General features: G+C 60.3%; 20 protein-coding genes. 12 read left to right on the plus strand and 8 right to left on the minus strand.

All coding sequences use genetic code 11. From position 1 onward, the window contains the following. Positions 1-268: 268 nt before the first annotated feature. Genes GTQ41_RS10455 through GTQ41_RS10480 form a run of 6 tightly spaced genes read left to right on the plus strand, consistent with a single transcriptional unit; the run spans position 269 to position 6,225 of the window. A complete protein-coding gene (locus GTQ41_RS10455) occupies positions 269-1,363 on the plus strand; it encodes an ABC transporter ATP-binding protein (RefSeq protein ID WP_047291688.1) in 1,095 nt (364 codons plus the stop codon). Beyond that, positions 1,363-2,478: an ABC transporter ATP-binding protein gene (locus GTQ41_RS10460; RefSeq protein ID WP_047291690.1), complete on the plus strand. Its 1,116-nt coding sequence runs from the start codon at positions 1,363-1,365 to the stop codon at positions 2,476-2,478. Before GTQ41_RS10455 ends, GTQ41_RS10460 begins: the two co-directional genes overlap by 1 nt. Next, positions 2,475-3,341 carry a carbohydrate ABC transporter permease gene (locus tag GTQ41_RS10465; RefSeq protein WP_047291693.1) on the plus strand — a complete coding sequence of 289 codons (867 nt, stop codon included), beginning with the start codon at positions 2,475-2,477 and terminating at the stop codon, positions 3,339-3,341. Before GTQ41_RS10460 ends, GTQ41_RS10465 begins: the two co-directional genes overlap by 4 nt. A 10-nt stretch (positions 3,342-3,351) precedes the next feature. Next, positions 3,352-4,152 carry a carbohydrate ABC transporter permease gene (locus GTQ41_RS10470; protein ID WP_041073277.1) on the plus strand — a complete coding sequence of 267 codons (801 nt, stop codon included), beginning with the start codon at positions 3,352-3,354 and terminating at the stop codon, positions 4,150-4,152. 10 nt (positions 4,153-4,162) lie between these two features. Then, positions 4,163-4,435, plus strand: coding sequence for a DUF2160 domain-containing protein (locus tag GTQ41_RS10475; RefSeq protein ID WP_027614647.1), 273 nt, complete (start codon positions 4,163-4,165; stop codon positions 4,433-4,435). Positions 4,436-4,482: 47 nt separating this feature from the next. Next, positions 4,483-6,225, plus strand: a complete 1,743-nt coding sequence (locus GTQ41_RS10480) for an ABC transporter substrate-binding protein (RefSeq protein WP_047291695.1) — start codon at positions 4,483-4,485, stop codon at positions 6,223-6,225. A gap of 1,251 nt (positions 6,226-7,476) precedes the next feature. Here the strand turns inward: GTQ41_RS10480 and GTQ41_RS10485 are convergent. Then, positions 7,477-8,910, minus strand: a complete 1,434-nt coding sequence (locus tag GTQ41_RS10485; protein WP_047291698.1) for a heavy metal sensor histidine kinase — start codon at positions 8,908-8,910, stop codon at positions 7,477-7,479. Beyond that, positions 8,907-9,581 (minus strand): heavy metal response regulator transcription factor, encoded by a 675-nt coding sequence (locus GTQ41_RS10490; RefSeq protein WP_047291700.1) that lies wholly within the window; start codon positions 9,579-9,581, stop codon positions 8,907-8,909. The genes GTQ41_RS10485 and GTQ41_RS10490 overlap by 4 nt, the downstream gene beginning before the upstream one ends. Before the next feature lie 409 nt (positions 9,582-9,990). Here GTQ41_RS10490 and GTQ41_RS10495 point away from each other — a divergent pair, with 409 nt between their 5' ends. The 6 genes from GTQ41_RS10495 (at position 9,991) to GTQ41_RS10520 (ending at position 17,354) form a co-directional block, all read left to right on the plus strand. Beyond that, positions 9,991-11,238: a TolC family protein gene (locus GTQ41_RS10495; RefSeq protein WP_047291702.1), complete on the plus strand. Its 1,248-nt coding sequence runs from the start codon at positions 9,991-9,993 to the stop codon at positions 11,236-11,238. Between the two features lie 49 nt (positions 11,239-11,287). Continuing rightward, positions 11,288-12,481, plus strand: coding sequence for an efflux RND transporter periplasmic adaptor subunit (locus GTQ41_RS10500; RefSeq protein WP_047291703.1), 1,194 nt, complete (start codon positions 11,288-11,290; stop codon positions 12,479-12,481). A gap of 15 nt (positions 12,482-12,496) precedes the next feature. Further along, on the plus strand, positions 12,497-15,646 hold the full coding sequence (locus GTQ41_RS10505) for a CusA/CzcA family heavy metal efflux RND transporter (protein ID WP_047291706.1): 3,150 nt from the start codon (positions 12,497-12,499) through the stop codon (positions 15,644-15,646). Positions 15,647-15,903: 257 nt separating this feature from the next. Further along, entirely contained in the window at positions 15,904-16,107 is a 204-nt protein-coding gene (locus tag GTQ41_RS10510; RefSeq protein WP_047291708.1) for a co-regulatory protein PtrA N-terminal domain-containing protein, read from the plus strand. Positions 16,108-16,183: 76 nt separating this feature from the next. Continuing rightward, positions 16,184-16,516, plus strand: a complete 333-nt coding sequence (locus GTQ41_RS10515) for a DUF2790 domain-containing protein (RefSeq protein ID WP_041073199.1) — start codon at positions 16,184-16,186, stop codon at positions 16,514-16,516. Between the two features lie 457 nt (positions 16,517-16,973). Further along, positions 16,974-17,354, plus strand: a complete 381-nt coding sequence (locus GTQ41_RS10520) for a DUF6124 family protein (RefSeq protein WP_047291711.1) — start codon at positions 16,974-16,976, stop codon at positions 17,352-17,354. 207 nt (positions 17,355-17,561) lie between these two features. On the opposite strand, the gene GTQ41_RS10525 is transcribed toward GTQ41_RS10520, so the two are convergent. From GTQ41_RS10525 to nuoK, 6 genes are all read right to left on the minus strand, one after another. Beyond that, the gene (locus GTQ41_RS10525; RefSeq protein ID WP_047291713.1) at positions 17,562-18,887 is read right to left on the minus strand and encodes an OprD family porin; all 1,326 of its coding nucleotides are present in this window, start codon (positions 18,885-18,887) and stop codon (positions 17,562-17,564) included. Between the two features lie 335 nt (positions 18,888-19,222). Next, complete coding sequence (locus GTQ41_RS10530) at positions 19,223-19,480, minus strand: hypothetical protein (RefSeq protein ID WP_047291715.1); 258 nt, start codon at positions 19,478-19,480, stop codon at positions 19,223-19,225. Between the two features lie 198 nt (positions 19,481-19,678). Further along, positions 19,679-21,142, minus strand: coding sequence for an NADH-quinone oxidoreductase subunit NuoN (nuoN, locus tag GTQ41_RS10535; protein ID WP_047291718.1), 1,464 nt, complete (start codon positions 21,140-21,142; stop codon positions 19,679-19,681). A gap of 7 nt (positions 21,143-21,149) precedes the next feature. Continuing rightward, positions 21,150-22,682 carry an NADH-quinone oxidoreductase subunit M gene (gene nuoM, locus GTQ41_RS10540; RefSeq protein WP_027614661.1) on the minus strand — a complete coding sequence of 511 codons (1,533 nt, stop codon included), beginning with the start codon at positions 22,680-22,682 and terminating at the stop codon, positions 21,150-21,152. A gap of 39 nt (positions 22,683-22,721) precedes the next feature. Beyond that, on the minus strand, positions 22,722-24,575 hold the full coding sequence (gene nuoL, locus GTQ41_RS10545) for an NADH-quinone oxidoreductase subunit L (RefSeq protein ID WP_047291720.1): 1,854 nt from the start codon (positions 24,573-24,575) through the stop codon (positions 22,722-22,724). Further along, entirely contained in the window at positions 24,572-24,880 is a 309-nt protein-coding gene (gene nuoK / locus GTQ41_RS10550) for an NADH-quinone oxidoreductase subunit NuoK (protein WP_003180046.1), read from the minus strand. The genes nuoL and nuoK overlap by 4 nt, the downstream gene beginning before the upstream one ends. Between the last annotated feature and the right edge of the window lies 1 nt (position 24,881).

Consider the following 24,881-nt stretch of genomic DNA (forward strand, 5'->3'; position numbering starts at 1 on the left):
GCTGCGATCTTTTGATCTTATTCTTGAAAACAAAAGTCAAAAGATCGCAGCCTTCGGCAGCTCCTACAGGGGTGCGTGAACAGTTCATAGAGTGTTGTTCACTATTGTTCATTGTCAATCGCCCAACTGTTCAAATGTGTTCAGCAATGAACGCCCGTTCCCCACGTTTTCGGCACTTTTCACGACAAATCAACCACTTGCCATTTCTGGCACGAATGTCGCTCTGCTGCACAGGTCGCTTGACTCCAATAATAAAAAAGGCCGAGCCATGTCACTCACCCTGGAGCACGTCAGCCGTACCGTCGAGGGCCAGACCTGGATCGACGATGCCTGCCTGACCTTCGAACCCGGATCCTTCAACGTTCTGCTCGGCCGCACGCTGTCCGGCAAGACCAGCCTGATGCGTTTGATGGCCGGTCTGGACAAGCCCGACAGCGGCCGCGTCCTGATGAACGGCGTCGACGTCACCCAGCGCCCGGTGCGCCTGCGCAACGTGTCGATGGTCTATCAGCAGTTCATCAATTACCCGACCATGACCGTGTTCGAGAACATCGCCTCGCCGTTGCGTCAGGCCGGTGTCGCCAAGGACATCATCCACAGCAAGGTGCAGGAAACCGCACGGATGCTGCGCATCGAGAAGTTCCTGCAGCGCTATCCGCTGGAGCTGTCCGGCGGTCAGCAGCAGCGCACGGCGATGGCCCGGGCGCTGGTCAAGGATGCCGAACTGATCCTGTTCGACGAGCCGCTGGTCAACCTCGACTACAAGCTGCGCGAAGAACTGCGCCAAGAGATGCGCGAGCTGTTCAAGGCCCGCCACACCATCGCGATCTACGCCACCACCGAGCCCAACGAAGCGTTGGCCTTGGGCGGCACCACGACCATTCTTCACGAAGGCCGGGTGATCCAGAGTGGCCCGTCGACTTCGGTGTATCACCAGCCGCAAACCGTGCTGGCAGCGGAGTTGTTCTCCGAACCGCCGATCAACCTGATGCCCGGGCGCATTGCCGGCAACGAAGTCAGCTTTGCCAACTTCGTGCACTTCCCGTTGAACGTCGATCTACGGCCGGTGGGCGAGGGCGAGTTCCGCTTCGGCGTGCGCCCCAGCCATATTTCGCTGGTGCCGAGCAACGATGACGATCTGGAACTGGCGGTTACCGTCGAGGTGGCGGAGATCAGCGGTTCGGAGACCTTCCTGCACGTGCGCAACGAGCATTTCCTGCTGGTACTGCACCTGCCCGGTGTTCACGAGTACGACGTCGACGCGCCGATCCGCATTTATATCCCGACCCACAAACTGTTCGTGTTCGATGCGCAGGGCCGTCTGGTGCAGGCACCGGGCCGGCGTGTCGCGAGGGTTGCCTGATGGCCGAAATCCGTTTGCAGCACCTGGCCCACAGCTACAGCAAGCAGCCGAGCGGGCCTGACGATTACGCGATCCGCGAAATGGACCACGTCTGGGAGCAGGGCGGTGCCTATGCCTTGCTCGGCCCTTCGGGTTGCGGCAAGTCGACCTTGCTCAACATCATTTCCGGCCTGCTCAGCCCCTCGCAAGGGCATGTATTGTTCGATGGCAAAGCGGTCAATGACCTGACCCCGGAGAAGCGCAACATCGCCCAGGTGTTCCAGTTCCCGGTGGTCTACGACACCATGACCGTGTTCGATAACCTGGCCTTTCCCCTGAGAAATCAGGGCATGGCCGAGGCGAAAGTGCACAGCAAGGTGCAGGAAATCGCCGAAGTCCTCGACCTGCAAAACCTGCTGAGCAAGAAGGCCCGCAACCTCACCGCCGACGAAAAGCAGAAAGTCTCCATGGGCCGTGGCCTGGTGCGCGACGACGTCTCGGCGATCCTCTTCGACGAGCCGCTGACGGTGATCGACCCGCACCTGAAGTGGAAGCTGCGACGCAAGCTCAAGCAGATCCACGAGCAGTTCAACATCACCATGGTCTACGTCACCCACGATCAACTGGAGGCCTCGACCTTCGCCGACAAGATCGCGGTGATGTACGGCGGCCAGATCGTGCAGTTCGGCACCCCGCGGGAATTGTTCGAGCGGCCGAGCCACACCTTTGTCGGCTACTTCATCGGCAGCCCGGGGATGAACCTGATCGAGGTGCAGCCGCAGCCGGGCGGGGTCGGTTTCGCCTCCACGCACCTGCCGTTGTCCGACGCCTTGCAGCGGCATATCGAACACGGCCAGTGGAAAAATCTGAAGGTCGGCATCCGCCCCGAGTTCATCCATGTCTGGGATGAGCCGTTTGACGAAGCGATGCAGGCGCGGGTGGTCCACGTCGAGGACCTCGGCACCTACAAGATCCTCACCCTCGACCTCGACGGCGCGCCGTTGAAGGTGCGTCTGGCCGAAGACAAACCGGTGCCGCAGGGCACCGCGTACATCAGTTTTCCGGCGCAGTGGCTGATGGTCTACGCCGACGAGTTTCTTCTTGAAGACACCGACTCTACCGAGGTGCAGCCATGAACAAGGTGCAGAACAACAGGGCCTGGTGGCTGGTGTTGCCGGTGTTCCTGCTGGTGGCGTTCAGTGCGGTGATCCCGATGATGACCGTGGTCAACTACTCGGTGCAGGACATCTTCGACCAGTCCAGCCGCTACTTCGTCGGTGCCGACTGGTACAAGCAGGTGCTGCTCGATCCGCGTCTGCATGACTCGCTGCTGCGCCAGTTCATCTACTCGGCCTGCGTGCTGTTGATTGAAATTCCGCTGGGCATCGCCGTCGCCCTGACCATGCCGACCAAGGGTCGCTGGTCGTCAGTGGTGCTGATCATCCTGGCGATTCCGCTGCTGATCCCGTGGAACGTGGTCGGCACCATCTGGCAGATCTTCGGTCGCGCCGACATCGGTCTGCTCGGCTCGAGCCTGAATGCGCTGGGCATCAGCTATAACTACGCGGCCAACACCATGGACGCCTGGGTCACGGTGCTGGTGATGGACGTCTGGCACTGGACTTCGCTGGTGGCGCTGCTGTGTTTCTCCGGGTTGCGGGCGATTCCTGACGTGTACTACCAGGCGGCGCGCATCGACCGCGCCTCGGCCTGGGCGGTGTTCCGCCATATTCAGTTGCCCAAGCTGAAAAGCGTGCTGCTGATCGCGGTGATGCTGCGCTTCATGGACAGTTTCATGATCTACACCGAGCCGTTCGTGCTCACCGGTGGCGGGCCGGGTAATGCCACGACCTTCCTCAGTCAGACCTTGACGCAGATGGCGGTCGGCCAATTCGATCTAGGGCCGGCAGCGGCGTTTTCGCTGGTGTATTTCCTGATCATCCTGCTGGTCTCGTGGCTGTTCTACACCGCCATGACCCATTCCGATGCCAATCGCTGAGGGCCCGGCCATGCACAAAAGAAAGCTGATTCCGTTGCTGGTGTACATCCTGTTCCTGCTGGTGCCGATCTACTGGCTGCTGAACATGTCGTTCAAGAGCAACACCGAAATCCTCGGCGGGTTGACCCTGTTCCCGCAGGATTTCACCTGGCACAACTACAAGGTGATTTTCACCGACCCGAGCTGGTACACCGGTTATCTCAATTCGCTGTATTACGTCAGCCTCAACACGGTGATCTCGCTGAGTGTGGCGCTGCCGGCGGCGTACGCGTTTTCGCGCTATCGCTTCCTCGGTGACAAGCACCTGTTCTTCTGGCTGCTGACCAACCGCATGGCGCCGCCGGCGGTGTTTTTGCTGCCGTTCTTTCAGTTGTATTCGTCGATCGGGCTGTTCGATACGCACATCGCCGTGGCACTCGCGCACTGTCTGTTCAACGTGCCGCTGGCGGTGTGGATTCTTGAGGGGTTCATGTCCGGGGTGCCCAAGGAAATCGACGAAACCGCGTACATCGACGGCTACAGCTTTCCCAAGTTCTTCGTGAAGATTTTCATCCCGCTGATCGGCTCCGGGATCGGCGTCACGGCGTTCTTCTGCTTCATGTTTTCCTGGGTCGAACTGCTGCTGGCGCGCACGCTGACCTCGGTGAATGCCAAGCCGATTGCCGCGGTGATGACCCGCACCGTGTCGGCCTCGGGCATCGACTGGGGCGTGCTGGCAGCGGCGGGGGTGTTGACCATCCTGCCGGGCATGCTGGTGATCTGGTTTGTTCGCAACCACGTGGCCAAGGGCTTTGCCCTGGGTCGGGTCTGAGGAACGCATGATGGAATGGATGAGCTGGACCACCCCCACGGCGGGGTTCTTTATTGCCATCGGCCTGTTGCTGGTGGGCATGACCACCTGGGAACTGCGCTCGCCGAGCATCCTGCGCCGCGGTTTTCTGCCGATTGCCACCACCCGTGGCGATCGCTTGTTCATCGGTCTTCTCGGCAGCGCCTACCTGCACCTGCTGGTAATCGGCGTCACCGACTGGAGCATCTGGGTGGCGTCCGCGCTGTCTCTGGTGTGGCTGTTGGTTGTGATGCGCTGGGGCTAGTCGAGTCGCTCGGCAATCGTGCTCCGAAACTCTAACTGGAGGTCTCTATGTTCGATAAAAACAATAAGCTGCGACATAGCATTTCATTGGCAGCCATGCTCGCACTCAGCGGTTTGAGCGCTTCGGCCTGGGCCGATGCCTACGAAGACGCTGCGAAAAAGTGGATCGGCAGCGAATTCAAACCGTCGACCCTGACGGCGGATCAGCAGCTCGAAGAATTGAAGTGGTTCATCAAGGCCGCCGAGCCGTTCCGCGGCATGGAAATCAAAGTGGTTTCCGAGACCCTGACCACCCACGAATACGAGTCCAAGGTGCTGGCCAAGGCGTTCAGCGAAATCACCGGGATCAAGCTCACCCACGACCTGCTGCAAGAAGGCGACGTGGTGGAAAAAATGCAGACGGTGATGCAGTCGGACAAGAATATCTACGACGGCTGGGTCAACGACTCGGACTTGATCGGCACGCACTTTCGCTACGGCAAGACCGAGTCGATCACTGACCTGATGGCCAACGAAGGCAAGAACTTCACCTCACCGACCCTCGACATCAAGGACTTCATCGGTATCTCGTTCACCACCGCGCCGGACGGCAAGATCTATCAACTGCCCGACCAGCAGTTCGCCAACCTGTACTGGTTCCGCGCCGACTGGTTCGAACGCGCCGACCTGAAAGCCAAGTTCAAGGAAAAGTACGGTTACGAATTGGGCGTGCCGGTGAACTGGTCGGCCTATGAAGACATCGCCAAATTCTTCAGCGAAGACGTCAAGGAAATCGACGGCAAGCGTGTCTACGGCCACATGGATTACGGCAAGAAAGACCCGTCGCTGGGCTGGCGCTTTACCGATGCCTGGTTCTCCATGGCCGGTGGCGGCGACAAAGGCTTGCCCAACGGTCTGCCGGTGGACGAATGGGGAATTCGCGTCGAGGACTGCCATCCGGTCGGCTCCAGCGTGACCCGCGGCGGCGACACCAACGGCCCGGCGGCGGTGTTCGCCACGCAGAAATATGTCGATTGGCTCAAGGCTTACGCGCCACCGGAAGCGGCGGGCATGACCTTCTCCGAGTCCGGCCCGGTGCCGTCACAAGGCAATATCGCCCAGCAGATCTTCTGGTACACCGCGTTCACCGCCGACATGACCAAACCGGGCCTGCCGGTGGTCAACGCCGACGGCACGCCGAAATGGCGCATGGCGCCGTCGCCGCGCGGGCCGTATTGGGAAGAGGGCATGAAGCTCGGCTATCAGGATGTGGGTTCGTGGACGTTCATGAAATCCACGCCGGAGAAACAGAAGCTGGCGGCGTGGCTGTACGCACAGTTCGTCACCTCGAAAACCGTATCGCTGAAGAAAACCATCGTCGGCCTGACGCCGATTCGCGAGTCGGACATCAACTCGCAGGCGATGACCGATCTGGCGCCTAAACTCGGCGGCCTGGTCGAGTTCTACCGCAGCCCGGCCCGCGTGCAATGGACCCCGACCGGGACCAACGTGCCTGACTATCCGCGTCTGGCGCAGCTGTGGTGGAGCCACATCGCCGAAGCGGCCAGCGGCGAGAAAACCCCGCAACAGGCGCTGGATGGCCTGGCCAAGGATCAGGACGCAATCATGACGCGTCTGGAACGCTCCAAGGCGCAAGCCACGTGCGCACCGAAAATGAACCCGGAACGCGACGCGCAATACTGGTTCGACCAGCCGGGCGCACCAAAACCGAAACTGGCCAACGAGAAGCCGAAGGGCGAGACCGTGAGCTACAACGAACTGCTGAAATCGTGGGCGGATGCGCGCAAGTGATGGTTGATGTGTGAAAGCAAACGGCACCGTAAGGTGCCGTTTTTTTTGCTGCCTGATCTACCGCTTTCGCGAGCAGGCTCGCTCCCACACTGGATCTGTATCGTTCATAAATTCCGATCACAATCGAGATGACTGTGGGAGCGAGCTTGCTCGCGAATACGGTCTGCCATTTAGCATGGATAGTGACTGACCCGCCGCCATCGCTTGCAGGCAAGCTCTCACAGGTTTTCGTGGTGTCCACAAAACTCAAAAACACCCCGATCCCTGTAGGAGCTGCCGCAGGCTGCGATCTTTTGCTCCTGATCTTCAAAGGCCAAGGCAAAAGATCGCAGCCTGCGGCAGCTACTACAGGGACATCGGTCAATGCCAGCTTCATGCTTGAATTTCTTCAAAGGTATCAAGCGTGGCGTCAGGCCCGGGTACACCGCGATTCACTGTGGGAGCTGGCTTGCCAGCGATAGCGGTGTGTCAAAAAATAAGGATGTGACTGACCCGCCGCCATCGCTGGCAAGCCAGCTCCCACAAGTTTGCGTGTCGTCCAAAAAACTCAAAAACACCCGGATCCCTGTAGGAGCTGCCGCAGGCTGCGATCTTTTGATTCTGATCTTCAAAGGCCAAGGCAAAAGATCGCAGCCTGCGGCAGCTCCTACAGGACACCGGTCAATGCCAGCTTCATGCTTGAATTTCTTCAAAGGTATCAAGCATGGCGTCAGGCCCGGGTACACCGCGATTCACTGTGGGAGCTGGCTTGCCAGCGATAGCGGTGTGTCAAAAAAATAAGGATGTGACTGACCCGCCGTCATCGCTGGCAAGCCAGCTCCCACAAGTTTGCGTGTCGTCCAAAAAACTCAAAAACACCCCGATCCCTGTAGGAGCTGCCGCAGGACATCGGTCAATGCCAGCTTCATGCTTGAATTTCTTCAAAGGTATCAAGCATGGCGTCAGGCCCGGGTACACCGCGATTCACTGTGGGAGCTGGCTTGCCAGCGATAGCGGTGTGTCAAAAAAATAAGGATGTGACCGACCCGCCGTCATCGCTGGCAAGCCAGCTCCCACAAGTTTGCGTGTCGTCCAAAAAACTCAAAAACACCCCGATCCCTGTAGGAGCTGCCGCAGGCTGCGATCTTTTGATTCTGATCTTCAAAGGCTCAGGCAAAAGATCGCAGCCTGCGGCAGCTCCTACAGGACACCGGTCAATGCCAGCTTCATGCTTGGTATCAAGCATGGCGTCAGGCCCGGGTACACCGCAGATCACTGTGGGAGCTTGCCTGCAAGCGATGGGGCCATGGGTGCCGCCGCAGGAAAACCGAGGCGGAACACGGTCATGACGCCGGGCAAGCTCTTCACCTCCGCCACCCCCTGATGCAGGCTCATGATCGAGCGCACGATTGCCAGGCCCAGCCCGGTGCTGCCCTGCGAGCGCGAGCGGGCGCTGTCGACGCGGTAGAAGCGGTCGAACAAGTGCGGCAGGTGTCGCGCCTCAATGCCGACGCCGGGATTGCTGACCAGCAGTGACGTCTGCGTCGCGCCTTGCTCGATCAGCAAGGTGATGGTTTTACCGTGCGGGCAATGACGCAGCGCATTGGACAGCAGGTTGGAAATCGCCCGCTGAATCATCAGCCGATCGCCCAACACCGAGGCGCTGCCCACAACATTCAAGTGAATCTGCTTGTCCTGCGCCGACAGCGAAAACATCTCCGCGACCTTCGCCGCCTCAACCTCCAGCGCCACCGATTCAAACGGCGCCAGCGCCGACGGATGACTGACCTGCGCCAGAAACAGCATGTCCGAGACAATCCGCGCCACGCGCTCCAGTTCCTCGATGCTGGACACCAGCACATCCTTGTACTCTTCGGTCGTACGCTCGCGGGACAGCGTCACCTGGGCCTTGCCCATCAGGTTGTTGATCGGCGTACGCAGCTCATGCGCCAGGTCATCGGAGAACTGCGACAACTGCTGCACTCCGGCATCGAGGCGGTGCAGCATGAAGTTGATGCCCTGCGCCAGCTCGCTCAGCTCCTGCGGCATGTTGACCACCGACAGCCGATGATCCAGATCCTGAGTCGAAACCATCGCCGCCACTTTGCGAAACTCGCGCAGCGGCGCCAGTCCGCGCTGCACCGCGCCCCAGGCTGTGAGGCCGATGAACATCAGCAGCAACGGCAACGCGATCAGCGTCGAGCGCAGATAGGCACTGAGCAGCGCTTGATCATGCGCGTTGTCCATCGACAGCAGCACCGGCACGCTGCTGCCGTCCTTGAGGCGAATCAGCTTCGATGCGGTGAGGAACCGCGCGCCTTCGGCATCGCTGCTGTCGCTGTAGGTCAGTTGATCGGTGGTCCCGCGAACCGCTCTGAGTTCCACCCGTGGATCGGTGAGTCCCGAGCCGGATTTGAGCAGCGGCGAACGCAGGTTCGAATGGTCATAAATCGTCAGCGTCAGGTTGTCATGGCCCATGACCTGATCGAGCAGAATGTGCGGTTTGCCGCTGACTTCATTGGCGTCGACGTACAGCGACAGGCTGTGCTCCACCTGCGCCATCTTCTTTTGCAGGCTGTCGCGGGACAGGGCATTGAGCTCATGGGTCAGGGCGAAATAGGCAAGGATCGCCAGAAACACCACCAACAGCGCACCGAGAATACTCACCGTCAACCCGAGGCGCATCGACAGGCTGGCCGGCTTCATTCCCGCGCCTCCAGCACGTAACCGACACCGCGCAGGGTGTGGATCAGTTTGTTGTCGAACGGGTCGTCGATTTTCGCCCGCAAGCGGCGGATCGAGACTTCGACCACGTTGGTGTCGCAGTCGAAATTCATGTCCCACACCAGCGAGATGATCTGCGTACGGGTCAGCACTTCGCCGGACTGGCGCATCAGCAAGTGCAGCAGGGCGAACTCCTTGGTGGTCAGGTCGATGCGCTGCGCGCCGCGAAATGCCCGATGGCGGCCTGGATCGAGTTCCAGATCGGCGACTTTCAACACCTGTGGCACTGGGATGTTTTCGCTGCGGCGCATCAGGGTGCGCACCCGCGCGAGCAATTCGGGAAACTCGAACGGCTTGACCAGATAGTCGTCGGCGCCCAGGTCCAGACCGCGAATCTTGTCCGCCAGCCGCCCGCGCGCGGTAAGCATCATCACCCGCGTGGAGTGGGTACGGCGCAGTTGTTCCAGGACGCCCCAGCCGTCCAGTTCCGGCAAGTTCACGTCGAGAATGATCAGGTCGTACGTCTGCTGTTGCGCGAGATGCAAGCCATCGGCACCGGTGGCGGCGTGGTCAACGATATAACCACTTTCGGTCAAACCCTGATGCAAGTATTCGGCAGCTTTAAGCTCGTCCTCGACGACAAGGATTCGCATGATCTTTCACCACTTTCATTTAATGGATGTTTAATTAAGGCGGTCAGGAAAGTTGTTGTTTTTGTAGGGCCTTGCGCACGATTCAATAACTTGATGCCAGGCACGGTAAAGGCTGAAGTGGCTACAGGGTCAACGAGCGGAGCCTTTAAAACAGCGTTGCGCGACACCCTGTCGCAGCTTGTACGACTAATTTCCGAGACTTCGATTTCGGCAAGTGCTGTTTGGCAGATAATCCGTGCGTATGTGTTTCGATGTATTACGACAACGCCGTTTGCACTTCGCATCCTAGAGCAAAACAACTTTCGCTAACCGTTGATAACGGATTTGTAATGTTCCAGTCACCTTGACGATAAGTTCAAAACCCTACCGTGGCGGCATCAAAGATTCTTGAATAAAGGAAGTCTTCCAATTGCCCGGTTTAATCAAACTGACGGCGCGAACACGCCTGAACATAACCGCCAGCGGCCTCTTGTGGTTGGCGTGCAACAGCCTTGCCAGCGCCTCGACCCTGACTCTGGATCAGGCGCTGCAAAGTGCCTTCGCCGGCAACCCCGACCTCGCCGCCGCGCAGTGGGAAATCGGCATTGCCGAGGGCGATCGCCAACAGGCTGGCTTGATTCCAAACCCTGAAGTGTCGTGGGAGGCCGAAGACACGCGGCGCGACTCGCGCACCACCACGCTGATGCTCAGTCAGCCGATTGAACTGGGCGGTAAACGCGCCGCGCGGATCAATGTTGCCAGCCGCGCGCAGGACGCCGCCGGCATCGAGCTGGAGCGCAAGCGCAATGCCTTGCGCGCCGATGTGATTCAGGCGTTCAACAGCGCGCAAACCGCGCAGCAACGCTTGCAGTTGGCGCGCCAGTCGCTGCAACTGGCCGAGCACGGCTTGCGCGTGGCCCAGGGCCGGATCGAGGCCGGCAAATCGTCGCCGGTCGAAGGCACGCGGGCACAGGTGCAACTCTCGGAAGTGCGCCTGGAACTGAGCCGCGCCGAGCGCGATCAGGCCAACGCGTATCAACAGTTGGCGCAGGTCATGGGCGCACCGTTGCCGACTTCGACCAACGTGCAAGCCGCCACGCAGAGCCTCGCCACGCTGCCGCCGCCCGGCCGCTTGCTCGAGCGTCTGAACCAGACCGCCGAGCTGCGTCTGGCGAAACTGCAGATCGATCAACGCGAAGCCTCATTGGGCCTGGAAAAGTCGCAGCGCATTCCCGACCTGACCGTGAGCATCGGCAGCCAATACAGCGAAACCGAGCGCGAACGGGTCAACGTGGTCGGGCTGTCGATGCCGATTCCGCTGTTCAACCGCAATCAGGGCAACGTGCTCGCCGCCGCCCGCCGTAGCGATCAGGCGCGGGATCTGCGCAACGCCACCGAGCTGCGTTTGCGCACTGAAGTCCAGACCAGTCTGGAGCAATGGCAGACCGCCAACGGCGAAGTCAACGCGTTCAATCAGACCATCCTGCCCGCCGCACAAAGTGCGGTGGACAGCGCCACCCGTGGTTTCGAAATGGGCAAGTTCGGCTTCCTCGACGTGCTCGACGCGCAGCGCACCCTGATTGCCGCGCGCAGCCAGTACATCCAGGCCGTCAGCGAGGCGACCGACGCCCGCGTGCGCCTGGAACGGATCTTCGGCGACCTCAGCGTCAGCCCTTGAATTTCACTGTTCAGACAACTGCGCGATGGCACGGCGCAGAGGAGTTTCCATGGATAAAAAACTGATGGTGGTCGCGGTGGCGACCCTGGCGCTGGGCATTGGCATCGGTTCGATGTGGCCGGCCACGAGCAACATCGACGCGCATGCCGATGAGGCTTCCGAACATGCTGACCACGCCGAGGAGGGCGCTGCCGCCGAAGGCGAACAGGCCGAAGAAGGCCACATCGAATTGAGCGCCGAGCAGATCGCCGCCGCAGGCATTCAACTGGTCGAGGCGCGGGCGCAGCGCATCAGTCTCGGCCTGTCGTTCCCCGGCGAAGTGCGCTTCGACGAGGACCGCACTGTGCACGTGGTGCCCCGCGTGCCGGGGGTGGTCGAGTCGGTGGCGGTCAACCTCGGGCAAGCGGTGAAGAAGGGCCAGTTGCTGGCGGTGATCGCCAGTCAACAGATCTCCGATCAGCGCAGCGAGCAGGCTGCCGCGCAACGTCGCCTGGCGTTGGCGCGTACCACCTACGAGCGCGAGAAAAAGCTTTGGCAGGACAAGATCTCCGCCGAGCAGGATTTCCTCCAGGCCAGGCAAGCGTTGGAAGAGGCGGAAATCGCCATGAACAACGCCCGGCAAAAAATCAGCGTGCTCAGCGGCAGTGTGGTCGCCACCGGCGGCAATCGCTACGAACTGCGCGCGCCGTTCGACGGCGTGGTGGTGGAAAAACACCTGACGCCGGGCGAGGTGGTCGATGAAACCACCGCCGCGTTCACCCTTTCGGACTTGTCCCGCGTGTGGGTGACCTTCGGCGTTTCGCCCAAGGACCTGACCCAGGTGCAGGTGGGCAAAGCGGTGACCGTCAGTGCGCCGGAATTGAAAGCTGAAGTGACTGGCAGCGTGGCTTACGTCGGTAGCCTGCTCGGCGAACAGACTCGCACTGCGACCGTGCGCGTGACCCTGGAAAACCCGCAAGGCTCGTGGCGACCGGGGCTGTTCGTCAGCGCACGGGTGGCCACCGACAGCCGTCAGGCCAAAGTCGCTGTGCCGGAAACCGCGATCCAGACCGTCGAGGACAAACCCACGGTGTTCGTGCGTACCGACGACGGCTTCAAGGCGCAGGCGGTGGAACTGGGCAGCCGCGCCGCCGGCCACGTCGAAGTCACCCAAGGGCTGGAACCGGGCGCGCAAGTCGCCAGTGCCGGCAGCTTCGTTCTCAAGTCGGAGCTGGGCAAAGCCTCGGCTGAGCACAGTCATTAATTCTGGAAGGTTCCCATGTTCGAACGCCTGATCCAGTTTGCCATCGAGCAGCGCATCATCGTGCTGCTCGCCGTTCTGCTCATGGCCGGCCTCGGCATCGCCAGTTATCAGAAACTGCCGATTGATGCCGTGCCCGACATCACCAATGTCCAGGTGCAGATCAACACCGGCGCCGCCGGGTTCTCGCCGCTGGAAACCGAGCAGCGCATCACTTTCCCGATTGAAACCGCGATGGCCGGTTTGCCGGCGCTGGAGCAGACCCGCTCGCTGTCGCGCTCCGGGCTGTCGCAGGTCACGGTGATCTTCAAGGACGGCACCGACCTGTTCTTCGCTCGCCAACTGGTCAATGAGCGCCTGCAGATCGCCAGGGAGCAATTGCCCGAAGGCGCGGAAGCGCTGATGGGGCCGATTTCCACGGGTCTCGGCGAGATTTTTCTGTGGACGGTGGAGGCGCAGGAAGGCGCGTTGAAGGACGACGGCACAGCCTACACGCCGACCGATCTGCGGGTGATTCAGGACTGGATCATCAAACCGCAATTGCGCAACGTGCCGGGTGTCGCCGAGATCAACACCATCGGTGGGTTTGCCAAGGAATATCAGATCGCGCCGGATCCGAAACGCCTCGCCGCGTACAAGCTCACCCTCACCGATCTGATCACTGCGCTTGAGCGCAACAACGCCAACGTCGGTGCCGGGTACATTGAGCGCAGCGGCGAGCAGTTGCTGATCCGCGCACCAGGGCAAGTGGCGAGCACCGAAGACATCGCCAACATCGTCATGGCCAATGTCGATGGCACGCCGATCCGGGTCAAGAATGTCGCCACCGTAGAAATCGGCCGCGAACTGCGCAGCGGTGCGGCCACCGAAAACGGTCGTGAAGTGGTGCTCGGCACGGTGTTCATGTTGATCGGCGAGAACAGCCGCACCGTCTCGCAAGCGGTGGCCAGCAAGCTCGAACAGATCAATAAATCCCTGCCGCAAGGCGTGATTGCGGTGCCGGTGTACGACCGTACGCACTTGGTCGACAAAGCCATCGCCACGGTGAAAAAGAACCTGATCGAAGGCGCGATTCTGGTGATCGCGATTCTGTTCCTGTTCCTCGGCAACATTCGCGCTGCGCTGATTACCGCGATGGTGATTCCGCTGTCGATGCTGTTCACCTTCACCGGCATGTTCAGCAACAAGGTCAGCGCCAACCTGATGAGCCTCGGCGCGCTGGACTTCGGCATTATCGTCGACGGCGCGGTGGTGATCGTCGAAAACACCCTGCGCCGGTTGGCACATGCGCAGCAACATCACGGGCGTTTGTTAAGCCGTGCCGAGCGTTTCAAGGAAGTGTTCGCCGCCGCGAAAGAGGCGCGGCGCCCGCTGATTTTCGGTCAGTTGATCATCATGGTGGTGTACCTGCCGATCTTCGCCCTGAGTGGCGTCGAAGGGAAAATGTTCCACCCGATGGCGCTCACCGTGGTCATCGCGCTGCTCGGTGCGATGCTGCTGTCGGTGACCTTCGTCCCGGCGGCGATTGCGCTGTTCGTCACCGGCAAGGTCAAGGAAGAAGAGGGCGCGGTCATGCGCGGCGCACGTCGGGTGTATGCGCCGGCGCTGGCCTGGGTCATGGCCCATCGCACGGTTGCGGTGGGCGCGGCGTTAGGGGTGATCGTGCTCAGCGGCGTGCTCACCAGCCGTATGGGCAGCGAGTTTGTGCCGAGCCTCAGTGAAGGGGATTTCGCTCTGCAAGCACTGCGCGTGCCGGGCACCAGCCTGACGCAATCGGTGGACATGCAGCAGCGCCTGGAAACGCTGATTCTGGCCAAAGTGCCGGAGGTTGAACGGGTGTTCGCCCGCACCGGCACGGCGGAAATCGCTTCCGATCCGATGCCGCCGAACATCTCCGACAGCTACGTGATGCTCAAACCCAAGGATCAATGGCCAGACCCGAACAAGTCCCGCGAAACCCTGATGGCCGAACTGCAAGCTGCAGCCGCGACACTGCCGGGCAGCAACTATGAACTGTCGCAGCCGATCCAGTTGCGCTTCAACGAACTGATTTCCGGCGTGCGCAGCGATGTCGCGGTGAAGGTGTTCGGCGATGACATGGACGTGCTCAACGCCACGGCAGCGAAGATCGCGGCGGCAATGCAGAAGGTTAACGGCGCGTCTGAAGTGAAGGTCGAGCAGACCACCGGGTTGCCAGTGCTGACCATCAACATCGACCGCGACAAGGCGGCACTTTACGGCCTCAACGTCGGTGATGTGCAGGACACCATCGCCGTGGCCGTCGGCGGACGGCAGGCCGGCACCTTGTATGAGGGCGATCGGCGCTTCGACATGGTGGTGCGGTTGTCCGATGCCATGCGCAAGGACATCGACGGCTTGTCGGCGCTGCTGATTCCGGTGCCGGCACTGAGCGGTGCGGCGAACCAGATCGGGTTTATCGCGCTGAAGGACGTCGCCAGCCTCGATCTGGTGCTCGGGCCGAACCAGGTCAGCCGCGAAAACGGCAAGCGCCTGGTGATCGTCAGCGCCAACGTGCGCGGGCGCGATATCGGCTCGTTCGTCAGCGAAGCGAGTGCGGTGATCGAGCGCGAGGTGCAGGTCCCGGCCGGTTACTGGACCCGTTGGGGCGGGCAGTTCGAGCAACTGCAATCGGCGGCCAAGCGCTTGCAGATTGTGGTGCCGGTGGCGCTGCTGCTGGTATTCGGGCTGTTGTTCATGATGTTCAACAATGTGAAGGACGGCTTGCTGGTGTTCACCGGAATTCCGTTTGCGCTGACCGGCGGGGTCATGGCGTTGTGGCTGCGGGATATTCCGTTGTCGATTTCCGCAGGCGTGGGGTTTATCGCGTTGTCCGGGGTGGCGGTGCTCAATGGGCTGGTGATGATCGCGTTCATTCGCAATTTGCGTGAGGAAGGGCGGTCGCTGGCGGAGGCGATCAATGTCGGCGCGCTGACGCGGTTGCGGCCGGTGTTGATGACGGCGTTGGTGGCGTCGCTGGGTTTCATTCCGATGGCCCTTGCGACCGGCACCGGTGCTGAAGTGCAGCGGCCGCTGGCGACGGTGGTGATCGGCGGGATTCTGTCCTCGACCATTCTCACGCTGCTGATCTTGCCGGCGCTGTACCAGATCGCCCATCGCCGGGATGAGGACGTAGTGCCCATCCGGTAGAACAGCACTACCTTTGTGGCGAGGGGATTTATCCCCGATGGGGCTGCGCAGCAAGCCCGCTTTTTTGGATAAAGAGCGGGGCCGCTGCGCGGCCCATCGGGGATAAATCCCCTCGCCACAACGTATTTCTCAGGCATGAGATTTTCTGTGTGGCTGCCGTACTTGCCACATTACGAATCTGTAATTCCCCCGCCACCGTCACGAAAGGTACGCCTTGTTACCTTGATCCCGTCAGTTACTTAAACGAGGAATCAAAAATGAAAATGGTACAGATGGGTGCTTTTGTGGTGGCGTTGGCGATGTCTTCCCTGGTCATGGCTGAAGGTGGCGGCGACCGCACGTTCGACCGGATGATGACCAACAACGACCGTTCCATGGAGCTGTTCGTGGCCAAGGAAAAAGCCGCCGGCAACCCGGTGGTGGTCAATGAAAAAGCCGTCGACAACAGCAAGAGCCTGTAAGCGACAGCACTTGATCAAGCCCGTCATCGCGCATCGATGCTGGGCTTTTTTATGCCTGGATGGGAAGGAAATGGATATGAAAATACGCAAGTTGATCGCGTTCGCCAGTGTCATGGCGATGTCTTCTCTGGTCATGGCCGAAGGCGGCGGTGACCGCACTTTCGAGCGTGCCTTCAGCGCCAACGCCAAAGCCATGGAGCAATACGCCGCCGAGCAGGGCAAAGCGCCGCCGGTGGTCAAGGAATACGAATACGGCATGAAGCTGGACGTGGTGAAAATCGTCAGCGTGGTGAAGCCGCAGCCGGCTTGCTCGGTAGTACCCACAGCCATGACCTACGAAGACTCGCAAGGGCAACTCAACACCCTCAAGTACAGCGTGGCCGGCGTGTGCCGCAACAGCGGTGGCTAATTAATCCCTCCCTGTAGGAGCTGCCGAAGGCTGCGATCTGTTGATCTTGGTCTTCAAAGTCAAAAGATCGCAGCCTGCGGCAGCTCCTGCACGGGGCACATTTTCAGTATCACGATCTGTATTTAGATTCGGAATGTTTAAAGGTTGTGTGGGCAAAGCAGAACCTTCCCACAATGTTTTCAGGTTGTCCCTCGGACGTCCGCTCTCTAGCCTGTGTGGGTCGCTGCCAAATCAGCGATCGGGATTGGAACCCCTCGGCTTAACTGAAGCAAATCGCACCGTTCATGACGTATGCTTGCGCACTTTCATGTGTGCACTCCGTTATGGCGGCTGTGCGCGGGAGACTTCGAGTCTGTCGGGTTTTGCTCAGTTGCCCGGGTTCCAACCTGCGTACAGCTGCCACCCTTTCGCGTGGAACCGAAAGGGTCAGCTCCACCGTCAAGCTGAGTAAAACATTATGAAAAAGCCAACACCGAATCCGCCCGAAACAGACACGCCTGCAGACCCCGATCCAACATCCCCCTACGCCGCCATCGACACCCACAAACTCCACGAAGCCGCCGACCGCGCCCTCGACTACTACCTCAAGCCCGCACCGCCCATCATGGCCACACCTTACACCGCCAACGCGCTGTTCCTGGTCAACCCCAACGCCGACACCGAATCCCTGCTGGCCAACGCTTGCGAATCCCTGGCCTCGGCCACGGTGATGCTCGGTGACTTCGCCGCGCTGCTGGAGGGCACGCATCGCAAGACTCTGCTGGGGATTGCGCAGGTGGTCATGCTTGGTGAACTGGCGGTGAACAAAGCGCTGGATAACGTCGAACCCAGCGCCTGACCAATGTCTTCTGTAGGCGCTGCCGAAGGCTGCGATCTTTTGATCTTGATCTGAAAAACCAAAATCAAGGGATCGCAGCCTGCGGCAGCTCCTGCAGGAGTGTGTTTCGGGACGGGATAAAAAAGGCGCCCCGTAGGACGCCAAAAAATTCACCTCTGACCAAAGGAGCAAGGAGCTTCTAAAGGTGAATGGTGTTGCTCGGGAAACTCAGAGAATCGCCAGCGGGTATTCGACGATCACGCGCACTTCATCCAGGTCCGACTCGAATGCCGTGGCGCGAGTGGTGGCCTGGCGCAGACGCAGCGACAGGTCTTTCATTGAACCGCTCTGCACCACGTATTTGACTTCCACGTCACGCTCCCAGCGTTTCTGGTCGGTCAGCGGATTGCCGTCGGCATTGCGGCGCATGTACACGGCGTTGGCGTTGGAATAGTCGGCGTCGGTGCCGCGCGCGTAACGGGTCATGAACGACAAACCGGGTATGCCGTAAGTGCTCATGTCGAGGTCGTAGCGCACCATCCACGAACGTTCCTTCGGCGAGTTGAAGTCGCTGTACTGGATCGAGTTGTCGAGGAAGATCGAGTCGGACTGCCGCAGGTAGTCGAAGTCGTCGTTGCCGTTGTTGCGCTGGTGGGAGAGGGCGACGGAATGGGCGCCGAGCTTCACGCCGACGCGGCCGCTCCAGATGTTGTTGTCGAATTGGCCAAGCAGTTGTTTGCCTTCGTCGACTGCCTTGTAATAGTTCAGGCCGCCGAACAGCGACAGGTCGTCCGACAGCGGATAGGTCCAGGCGGTGCCGGCGTAATACTGGTTCCAGGCGTCCTTGAGGCGACTGGAGTACAGACTGAAACTGAGGTTCTTGTTCAGCACATAATCACCACCGCCGTAAGCGATCCACGGCGAGTTGACCGGACCGGCGTAAAACGTGGCGAAGTTTTCGCGCATGTCGCTGGACACCGGCTGGCTCATCGCATGCAGCCGTCCGCCCTGAATCGACAGACCGTCGATGCTGGTGTTGGTCGCCGTCACGCCGCGAAAACTTTCCGGCAGCAAGCGTGAGTCACCGGCCGCCACCACCGGGTTGGCCGGAAACACATCCCCGACCTTGATCACCGTGTCGAACGCCCGCACTTTCGCGGCGCCACCGAACTTGGTGTATTCATCCCGCGCCTGGCCGTCACTGTTGACTGGCAGCACATCGAACGAACTGCGCCCGCCGTTGCGGCCGTCACCGGTGTCGAGTTTCAAGCCGATCATGGCAAATGCATCGACCCCGACCCCGACGGTACCTTGGGTAAAACCGGATTCGAACTTGCTGATCACCGCATGCGCCCAGGCCTCGGAATAACCGTTGCCGGTGGGGCTGGACTGGCCATTGCGATGATCACGATTGAAGTAGAAGTTGCGGTTGAGCACGGTCAGGCTGCTGCCTTCGACAAAACCCTCGGGCTTGTCTTCTGCAAACACCATGGACGGCCCTGAGCCGACCACCACCGCTAAAGCGGCCATCGATATTTTTGTAGGGTTAACCATCAAACACTCCTTGGGTTCGGCAGAACGGGAACGTGCGTCGGCGTGGTCTTATTGTTCAGCGGGGCAGGGCCCACCGGCATTGGTCGCCGGGTCACATCGTTGCAGGCTGCGGATAACGCCAAGGTGATGGGGGGATTACAATTTCGTCATGTGGTTATATGGATTGAGTGAACGCCCCATAAACCTGTGGGAGCGAGCCTGCTCGCGAAAGCGGAGTGTCAGGCACTGAAGATGGGGATGTGCCGACGCCTTCGTCGGAACGCCGCCCGGATCAGGCTCGCTCCCACAGCGGGTTGAGTGAGTTTGATAGATCACATGAGAGCAGATGTAGCTTTTTATCGTTCGAAGGTATCCAGCAAACCGTGTGATAGAGAGGCATCAGTTTCGGCGGGAAGTATGAGTTTGCCCTTCGTGTCGCCGATCCGTTTTACACGCGTCTTCTTCAAGGTAATTTTGCCTTGGCGTTCTTCGGCTATCGTATCAAGGCCATCCATCAACTCTGAAAAAATATCCCGCTTCATGGTTCGTAGATCTCCACTTGATAGGTGATCCTCAAATTTAACCGCAATTACCTTCTGCAGAATGTCAGCCATTGCTCACCGCTTTGCAGGCAAATTCCTAGAAAGGGGAGAGCGTTATAAGTCAAAAGATCGCAGCCTTCGGCAGCTCCTACAGACCGCATACCATCCCAATGTAGGAGCTGCCGAAGGCTGCGATCTTTTGATGTTGATTCCCGCAAAAACAAAAACGGCACCCGAAGGTGCCGTTTCCGTTTCCAGCCAGCCGAGCAATCAGCCCGCCAGACCCGCCTGCTGAACCAGCGTCAGCAATGGCTGCGGGTACACACCGAGGAAGAACGCAACCACGGCGATGGCCAGCAGCATCACGCCGCCTGCCTTCTGTTCCCAGTGCAGCTGGGCGTCGTGGCGGCGCAGGTTCGGTTCGATCAGGTACAGGGTGACCATCACGCGCAGGTAGTAGAACACGCCGATGGCGCTGCCCAGTACCAGCGAGCCGACCAGCCACCATTGGTGCGATTCGACACCGGTGGCGATGATGTAGAACTTGCCGATGAAGCCAGCGGTCAGCGGGATACCGGCCAGGGACAGCATCATCACGGTCAGTACCGCGGTCAGGTACGGACGGCGCCAGAACAGGCCGCGGTATTCGTACAGCGCGTCGGCGTCACGGCCGTTGTACGGCGAGGACATCAGGGTGATCACGCCGAACGCGCCGAGGCTGGTGATCACATAAGTCACCAGATACACGCCGATGGCTTCCACCGCCAACCCCTTGCTCGCCACCAGCGCGATCAGCAGGTAGCCGAAGTGTGCGATGGACGAGTAACCGAGCAGACGCTTGAGGTTGCTTTGGGTCAGGGCCAGCAGGTTACCGAACAGGATCGAGGCGATGGCGATGACGCTCAGTACGTCGCTCAGCACGCCACTGCTCGCGGCAGGGGAGATCTGGAACAGACGCACCATCACCGCGAACACGGCAACCTTCGACGCCGTGGCGAGGAACGCGGCCACTGGCGCCGGAGCACCTTCGTACACGTCCGGCGTCCACAGGTGGAACGGTACCAGCGACAGCTTGAACGCCAGACCGATCAGCATCATGCCCAGACCCAGCTGCGCCAGCGAGCTCGGCAGGTTGGTGGTAGCCAGTGCCTGACCGATACCGTTGAAGCTCAGGGTGCCGGCGTCAGCGTAGAGCAGGGCCATACCGAACAGCAGGAACGCGGAACCCGCGGCCGACAGCACCATGTATTTGATGCCGGCTTCCAGCGAACGCTTGTTGAAGAAGGCGTAAGCCACCAGACCGTAGACCGGCACCGACAGCAGTTCCAGACCGATGAACAACCCGGCCAGATGCTGCGCGCTGACCAGAACCAGACCACCGGCGGCGGCCATCAGGATCAGCAGGTACAGTTCTTCACGGTTGCCCGGGTAACCCGAGCCGCCATCGCCGAGGTAGGCGTGGGCGAGGGTCACACAGGCGAGAGTGGCGACCAGGATCAGCGCCATGTACAGACAGGCGAAGGTGTCGACTTGCAGCAATGGCGTCACAGCCAGAGGCGCGACTTTCAGGGCTGGCAGGATCGACAGCAGGGCCAGGTTCAGACCGGCGACCGAGATCAGGAAGGTCTGCGAGTGGTTGCGGCGCCAGGCGATTGCCAGCATCACCACGATAATGGTGAGGCTGGTGATCAACAGTGGCGCAAGCGCAATAAAGTGTTGAATCGTGAATTCCATAGCGCTCTTACCGGGCCGAAGCGAGTTGAGTGAAGGCGGTGCCGAGCCACTGCTGCACGCCATGCATCGTGGCGGCGGAAGTGTCGAGGAACGGTTGCGGGTAGACGCCGAGGTAAATCAGCAGCGCCGCAAGGCCCAGCACCATGGTCAGTTCGCGACCGTCCATGCCGTGCAGGATCGAATCCGATTTCGACGGACCGAAGTAGGCACGGTGGATCATGATCAGCGAGTAGACCGAGCCGAACACCAGACCGGAGGTGGCAATCGCGGTGATCCATGGCGCACTGGCGAACGTACCGATCAGGATCAGGAACTCGCCGACGAAGTTACCGGTACCCGGCAGACCCAGAGAGGCGGCTGCAAAGAACAGGCTGATCGCCGGCAGATAAGCGATACGCGACCACAGACCGCCCATCTCACGCATGTCCCGAGTGTGCAGACGCTCGTACAGCTGACCGCTGAGGATAAACAGTGCCGCGGCCGACAGACCGTGCGCCAGCATCTGGATCACTGCACCTTGCAGCGCCAGTTGGCTGCCGGAGTAGATGCCGATCAACACGAAGCCCATGTGGGAAACGGAAGAGAAGGCGATCAGACGCTTGATGTCGGTTTGCGCGAAAGCGAGGAACGCACCGTAGAAGATCCCGATCAGACCGAGGGTCATGGCGATCGGCGCGAACTCGGCCGAGGCATTCGGGAACAGCGGCAGGGCAAAACGCAGCAGGCCGTAGGCCGCGGTTTTCAGCAGGATACCGGCGAGGTCGACGGAACCGGCAGTCGGCGCTTGGGCGTGGGCATCAGGCAGCCACGAGTGGAACGGTACGACTGGCAGCTTGACCGCGAAGGCGATGAAGAAGCCGAGCATCAGGATGTACTCGGTGGTCATCGACATCTTGGTCTTCAACAGGTCGGCGTAGTTGAAGGTAATCACGCCGGTGTTGTTGAAGTTGACCAGCACCAGACCGAGGATCGCCACCAGCATGATCAGGCCGGAAGCCTGAGTGAAGATGAAGAACTTGGTCGCCGCGTAGATCCGGGTTTTCTTGCCGTCCGAAGAACTGTGACCCCAGAGCGCGATGAGGAAGTACATCGGCACCAGCATCATTTCCCAGAAGAAGAAGAACATGAACAGGTCGAGGGCGAGGAACACGCCGACAACACCGCCCAGGATCCACATCAGGTTCAGGTGGAAGAAGCCAACGTGACGTTGAATCTCTTTCCACGAGCAGAGTACCGAGAGGATACCCAGCAGACCGGTCAGCAGGATCATCAACAGCGACAGGCCGTCGAGGGCCAGGTGCACGTTGATGCCAAAGCGCTGGATCCAGACGTGCTTGAACTCAAGTGCCCAGGTCGGATCGGCGCCAGGCGCCGGCGCAAATGAATAGTCACCGTGGGCCCACAGCCAGAGGCCGAGGGCGAGTTCCAGGGTCATGGTCAACAGCGCAATCCAGCGGGGGAGGGTAGCGCCGAAGCGCTCACCCATCCAGCACAGCAGGCCGCCGATGAAGGGGATCAGGATTAGCCAAGGCAGAATCATGACGGGCTCGTTTCCTTTCGCAAATTCGCAAGGTTCATATCAGACCGCTACCAGCACGATGGCGCCGATTACCAGCACGGCACCAGCAGCCATCGAGGCGGCATACCAACGCAGTTGACCGGTCTCGGTGCGGCTCAGGGCGGTGTGACCGCCTTTGGCCATACGCGGGATCAGACCGATGGTCTGGTCGAGCGGGTCTCTGCGCAGTACATGGCTGATCGCAAGGTACGGCTTGACGAACAGTTTGTCGTAGATCCAGTCGAAGCCCCAGGCAGCGAACCACCAGGCCGAAAGGAAACGGCCGATGCCGCTGTTGGCGATCGCCGTCACGAAGCGACGCTTGCCGAGGAACAGCAGGGCCGCCAGCAGGATACCGGCCAGAGCGATGGCGCCCGAGGCGATTTCCAGACTGTGCTTGGCTTCGCCACCGGCATGGCCGACGCTTTCCGGCAGTACGCCGTGCAGCGGCGGTACGATCATCGCGCCGACGAAAGTCGACAGCACGATCAGTACCGACAGCGGCAGCCAGTGAGCGATGCCGTGACCGGCGTGGGCCTCGGTCTTGGCTTCACCGTGGAACGTGATGAAGATCAGGCGGAAGGTGTACAGCGACGTCATGAACGCGCCGACCAGACCTGCGTAGAGCAGACCGTGGTTACCGCTGGCGAACGCTTCCCAAAGGATTTCGTCCTTGGAGTAGAAACCGGCGGTGACCAGTGGCAGGGCGGCCAGTGCAGCACCGCCGACGATGAAGCTGGCGTAGGCCAGTGGCAGTTTTTTCCACAGACCGCCCATCTTGAAGATGTTCTGCTCGTGGTGGCAGGCAACGATCACCGCACCGGAAGCAAGGAACAGCAGGGCCTTGAAGAAGGCGTGGGTCATCAGGTGGAAAATCGCGCCATCCCAGGCACCCACGCCCAGCGCCAGGAACATGTAGCCGATCTGGCTCATGGTCGAGTAGGCGAGGATACGTTTGATGTCGGTCTGTACCAGGGCGGCGAAACCTGCGAGAACCAGGGTCACACCACCGACCATGCCGACCAGGTGCAGGATTTCCGGCGCCAGGGTGAACAGGCCGTGGGTACGGGCGATCAGGTAGACACCCGCTGTCACCATGGTCGCGGCGTGGATCAGTGCCGACACCGGGGTCGGGCCGGCCATCGCGTCCGCGAGCCAGGTTTGCAGCGGCAGTTGCGCCGATTTACCGACCGCACCACCCAGCAGCATCAGGGTCGCCAGGGTGATCCAGAAGTCGCCGGCCTGGAATTTCTGCGGTGCCAGCACCAGCAGTTCCTGAATGTTCAACGTGCCCACTTGCTGGAACAGGATGAACAGGCCGATGGCCATGAACACGTCGCCGATCCGGGTCACGATGAAGGCCTTGAGTGCGGCGTTACCGTTGTTGCGGTTGCTGTAGTAGAAACCGATCAACAGGTACGAGCACAGGCCCACGCCTTCCCAGCCGAAGTACAGGAACAACAGGTTATCGCCGAGCACCAGGAACAGCATGCTGGCGATAAACAGGTTGGTGTACGAGAAGAAGCGCGAGTAACCCGCTTCACCGCGCATGTACCAGGACGCGAACAGGTGGATCAGGAAACCCACGCCCACCACCACGCCGAGCATGGTGATCGACAGGCCGTCGATGTAGAGGGCGAAGTCAGGCTTGAAACCTTCGACCGCCATCCACTTCCACAGCACCAGCGTGTAGTGACCGCCCTCGGGTGGCGCGACGTTGAATTGCCAGATGACGTAGGCGGCAACAATCGCCGACAAGCCAATGGAGCCCACGCCGATCAGCGCCGAGAGGTTTTCCGACCAGCGTCCACGGGAGAACGACAGCAGCAGGAAACCGATCAGAGGGAATACAAAAGTCAGAAAGATTAGGTTCATCCGCGCATCTCACTGGCAGCGTCGATATCGAGCGTGTGGAAGCGGCGATACAGTTGCAGCAGGATCGCCAGGCCAATACTGGCTTCGGCGGCTGCCAGGCTGATCACCAGGATGAACATGATCTGTCCATCCGGTTGCGCCCAGCGGGCGCCAGCGACGATGAAGGCCAGGGCAGAGGCGTTCATCATCACTTCCAGACTCATCAACACGAACAAAATGTTGCGGCGGACCATCAGGCCGACCAGACCAAGGCAGAACAGGATGCCGGCAACGGCCAATCCATGCTCGAGAGGGATAGCAGGCATG

This window comes from Pseudomonas sp. AN-B15 (assembly GCF_019056475.1).
GTDB lineage: Bacteria > Pseudomonadota > Gammaproteobacteria > Pseudomonadales > Pseudomonadaceae > Aquipseudomonas > Aquipseudomonas parakoreensis.

Excerpts from the sequence above, each read along its gene's own strand:
- GTQ41_RS10485 (WP_047291698.1), bottom strand. The coding sequence starts at position 8,910 with ATGAAGCCGGCCAGCCTGTCGATGCGCCTCGGGTTGACGGTGAGTATT.
- GTQ41_RS10510 (WP_047291708.1), top strand. The coding sequence starts at position 15,904 with ATGAAAATGGTACAGATGGGTGCTTTTGTGGTGGCGTTGGCGATGTCT.
- GTQ41_RS10475 (WP_027614647.1), top strand. The coding sequence starts at position 4,163 with ATGGAATGGATGAGCTGGACCACCCCCACGGCGGGGTTCTTTATTGCC.
- GTQ41_RS10470 (WP_041073277.1), top strand. The coding sequence starts at position 3,352 with ATGCACAAAAGAAAGCTGATTCCGTTGCTGGTGTACATCCTGTTCCTG.
- GTQ41_RS10460 (WP_047291690.1), top strand. The coding sequence starts at position 1,363 with ATGGCCGAAATCCGTTTGCAGCACCTGGCCCACAGCTACAGCAAGCAG.
- GTQ41_RS10500 (WP_047291703.1), top strand. The coding sequence starts at position 11,288 with ATGGATAAAAAACTGATGGTGGTCGCGGTGGCGACCCTGGCGCTGGGC.
- nuoK (WP_003180046.1), bottom strand. The coding sequence starts at position 24,880 with ATGCCTGCTATCCCTCTCGAGCATGGATTGGCCGTTGCCGGCATCCTG.
- GTQ41_RS10520 (WP_047291711.1), top strand. The coding sequence starts at position 16,974 with ATGAAAAAGCCAACACCGAATCCGCCCGAAACAGACACGCCTGCAGAC.
- GTQ41_RS10530 (WP_047291715.1), bottom strand. The coding sequence starts at position 19,480 with ATGGCTGACATTCTGCAGAAGGTAATTGCGGTTAAATTTGAGGATCAC.
- GTQ41_RS10455 (WP_047291688.1), top strand. The coding sequence starts at position 269 with ATGTCACTCACCCTGGAGCACGTCAGCCGTACCGTCGAGGGCCAGACC.
- GTQ41_RS10480 (WP_047291695.1), top strand. The coding sequence starts at position 4,483 with ATGTTCGATAAAAACAATAAGCTGCGACATAGCATTTCATTGGCAGCC.
- GTQ41_RS10490 (WP_047291700.1), bottom strand. The coding sequence starts at position 9,581 with ATGCGAATCCTTGTCGTCGAGGACGAGCTTAAAGCTGCCGAATACTTG.
- nuoN (WP_047291718.1), bottom strand. The coding sequence starts at position 21,142 with ATGGAATTCACGATTCAACACTTTATTGCGCTTGCGCCACTGTTGATC.
- GTQ41_RS10525 (WP_047291713.1), bottom strand. The coding sequence starts at position 18,887 with ATGGTTAACCCTACAAAAATATCGATGGCCGCTTTAGCGGTGGTGGTC.
- nuoM (WP_027614661.1), bottom strand. The coding sequence starts at position 22,682 with ATGATTCTGCCTTGGCTAATCCTGATCCCCTTCATCGGCGGCCTGCTG.
- GTQ41_RS10515 (WP_041073199.1), top strand. The coding sequence starts at position 16,184 with ATGAAAATACGCAAGTTGATCGCGTTCGCCAGTGTCATGGCGATGTCT.
- GTQ41_RS10465 (WP_047291693.1), top strand. The coding sequence starts at position 2,475 with ATGAACAAGGTGCAGAACAACAGGGCCTGGTGGCTGGTGTTGCCGGTG.
- GTQ41_RS10505 (WP_047291706.1), top strand. The coding sequence starts at position 12,497 with ATGTTCGAACGCCTGATCCAGTTTGCCATCGAGCAGCGCATCATCGTG.
- nuoL (WP_047291720.1), bottom strand. The coding sequence starts at position 24,575 with ATGAACCTAATCTTTCTGACTTTTGTATTCCCTCTGATCGGTTTCCTG.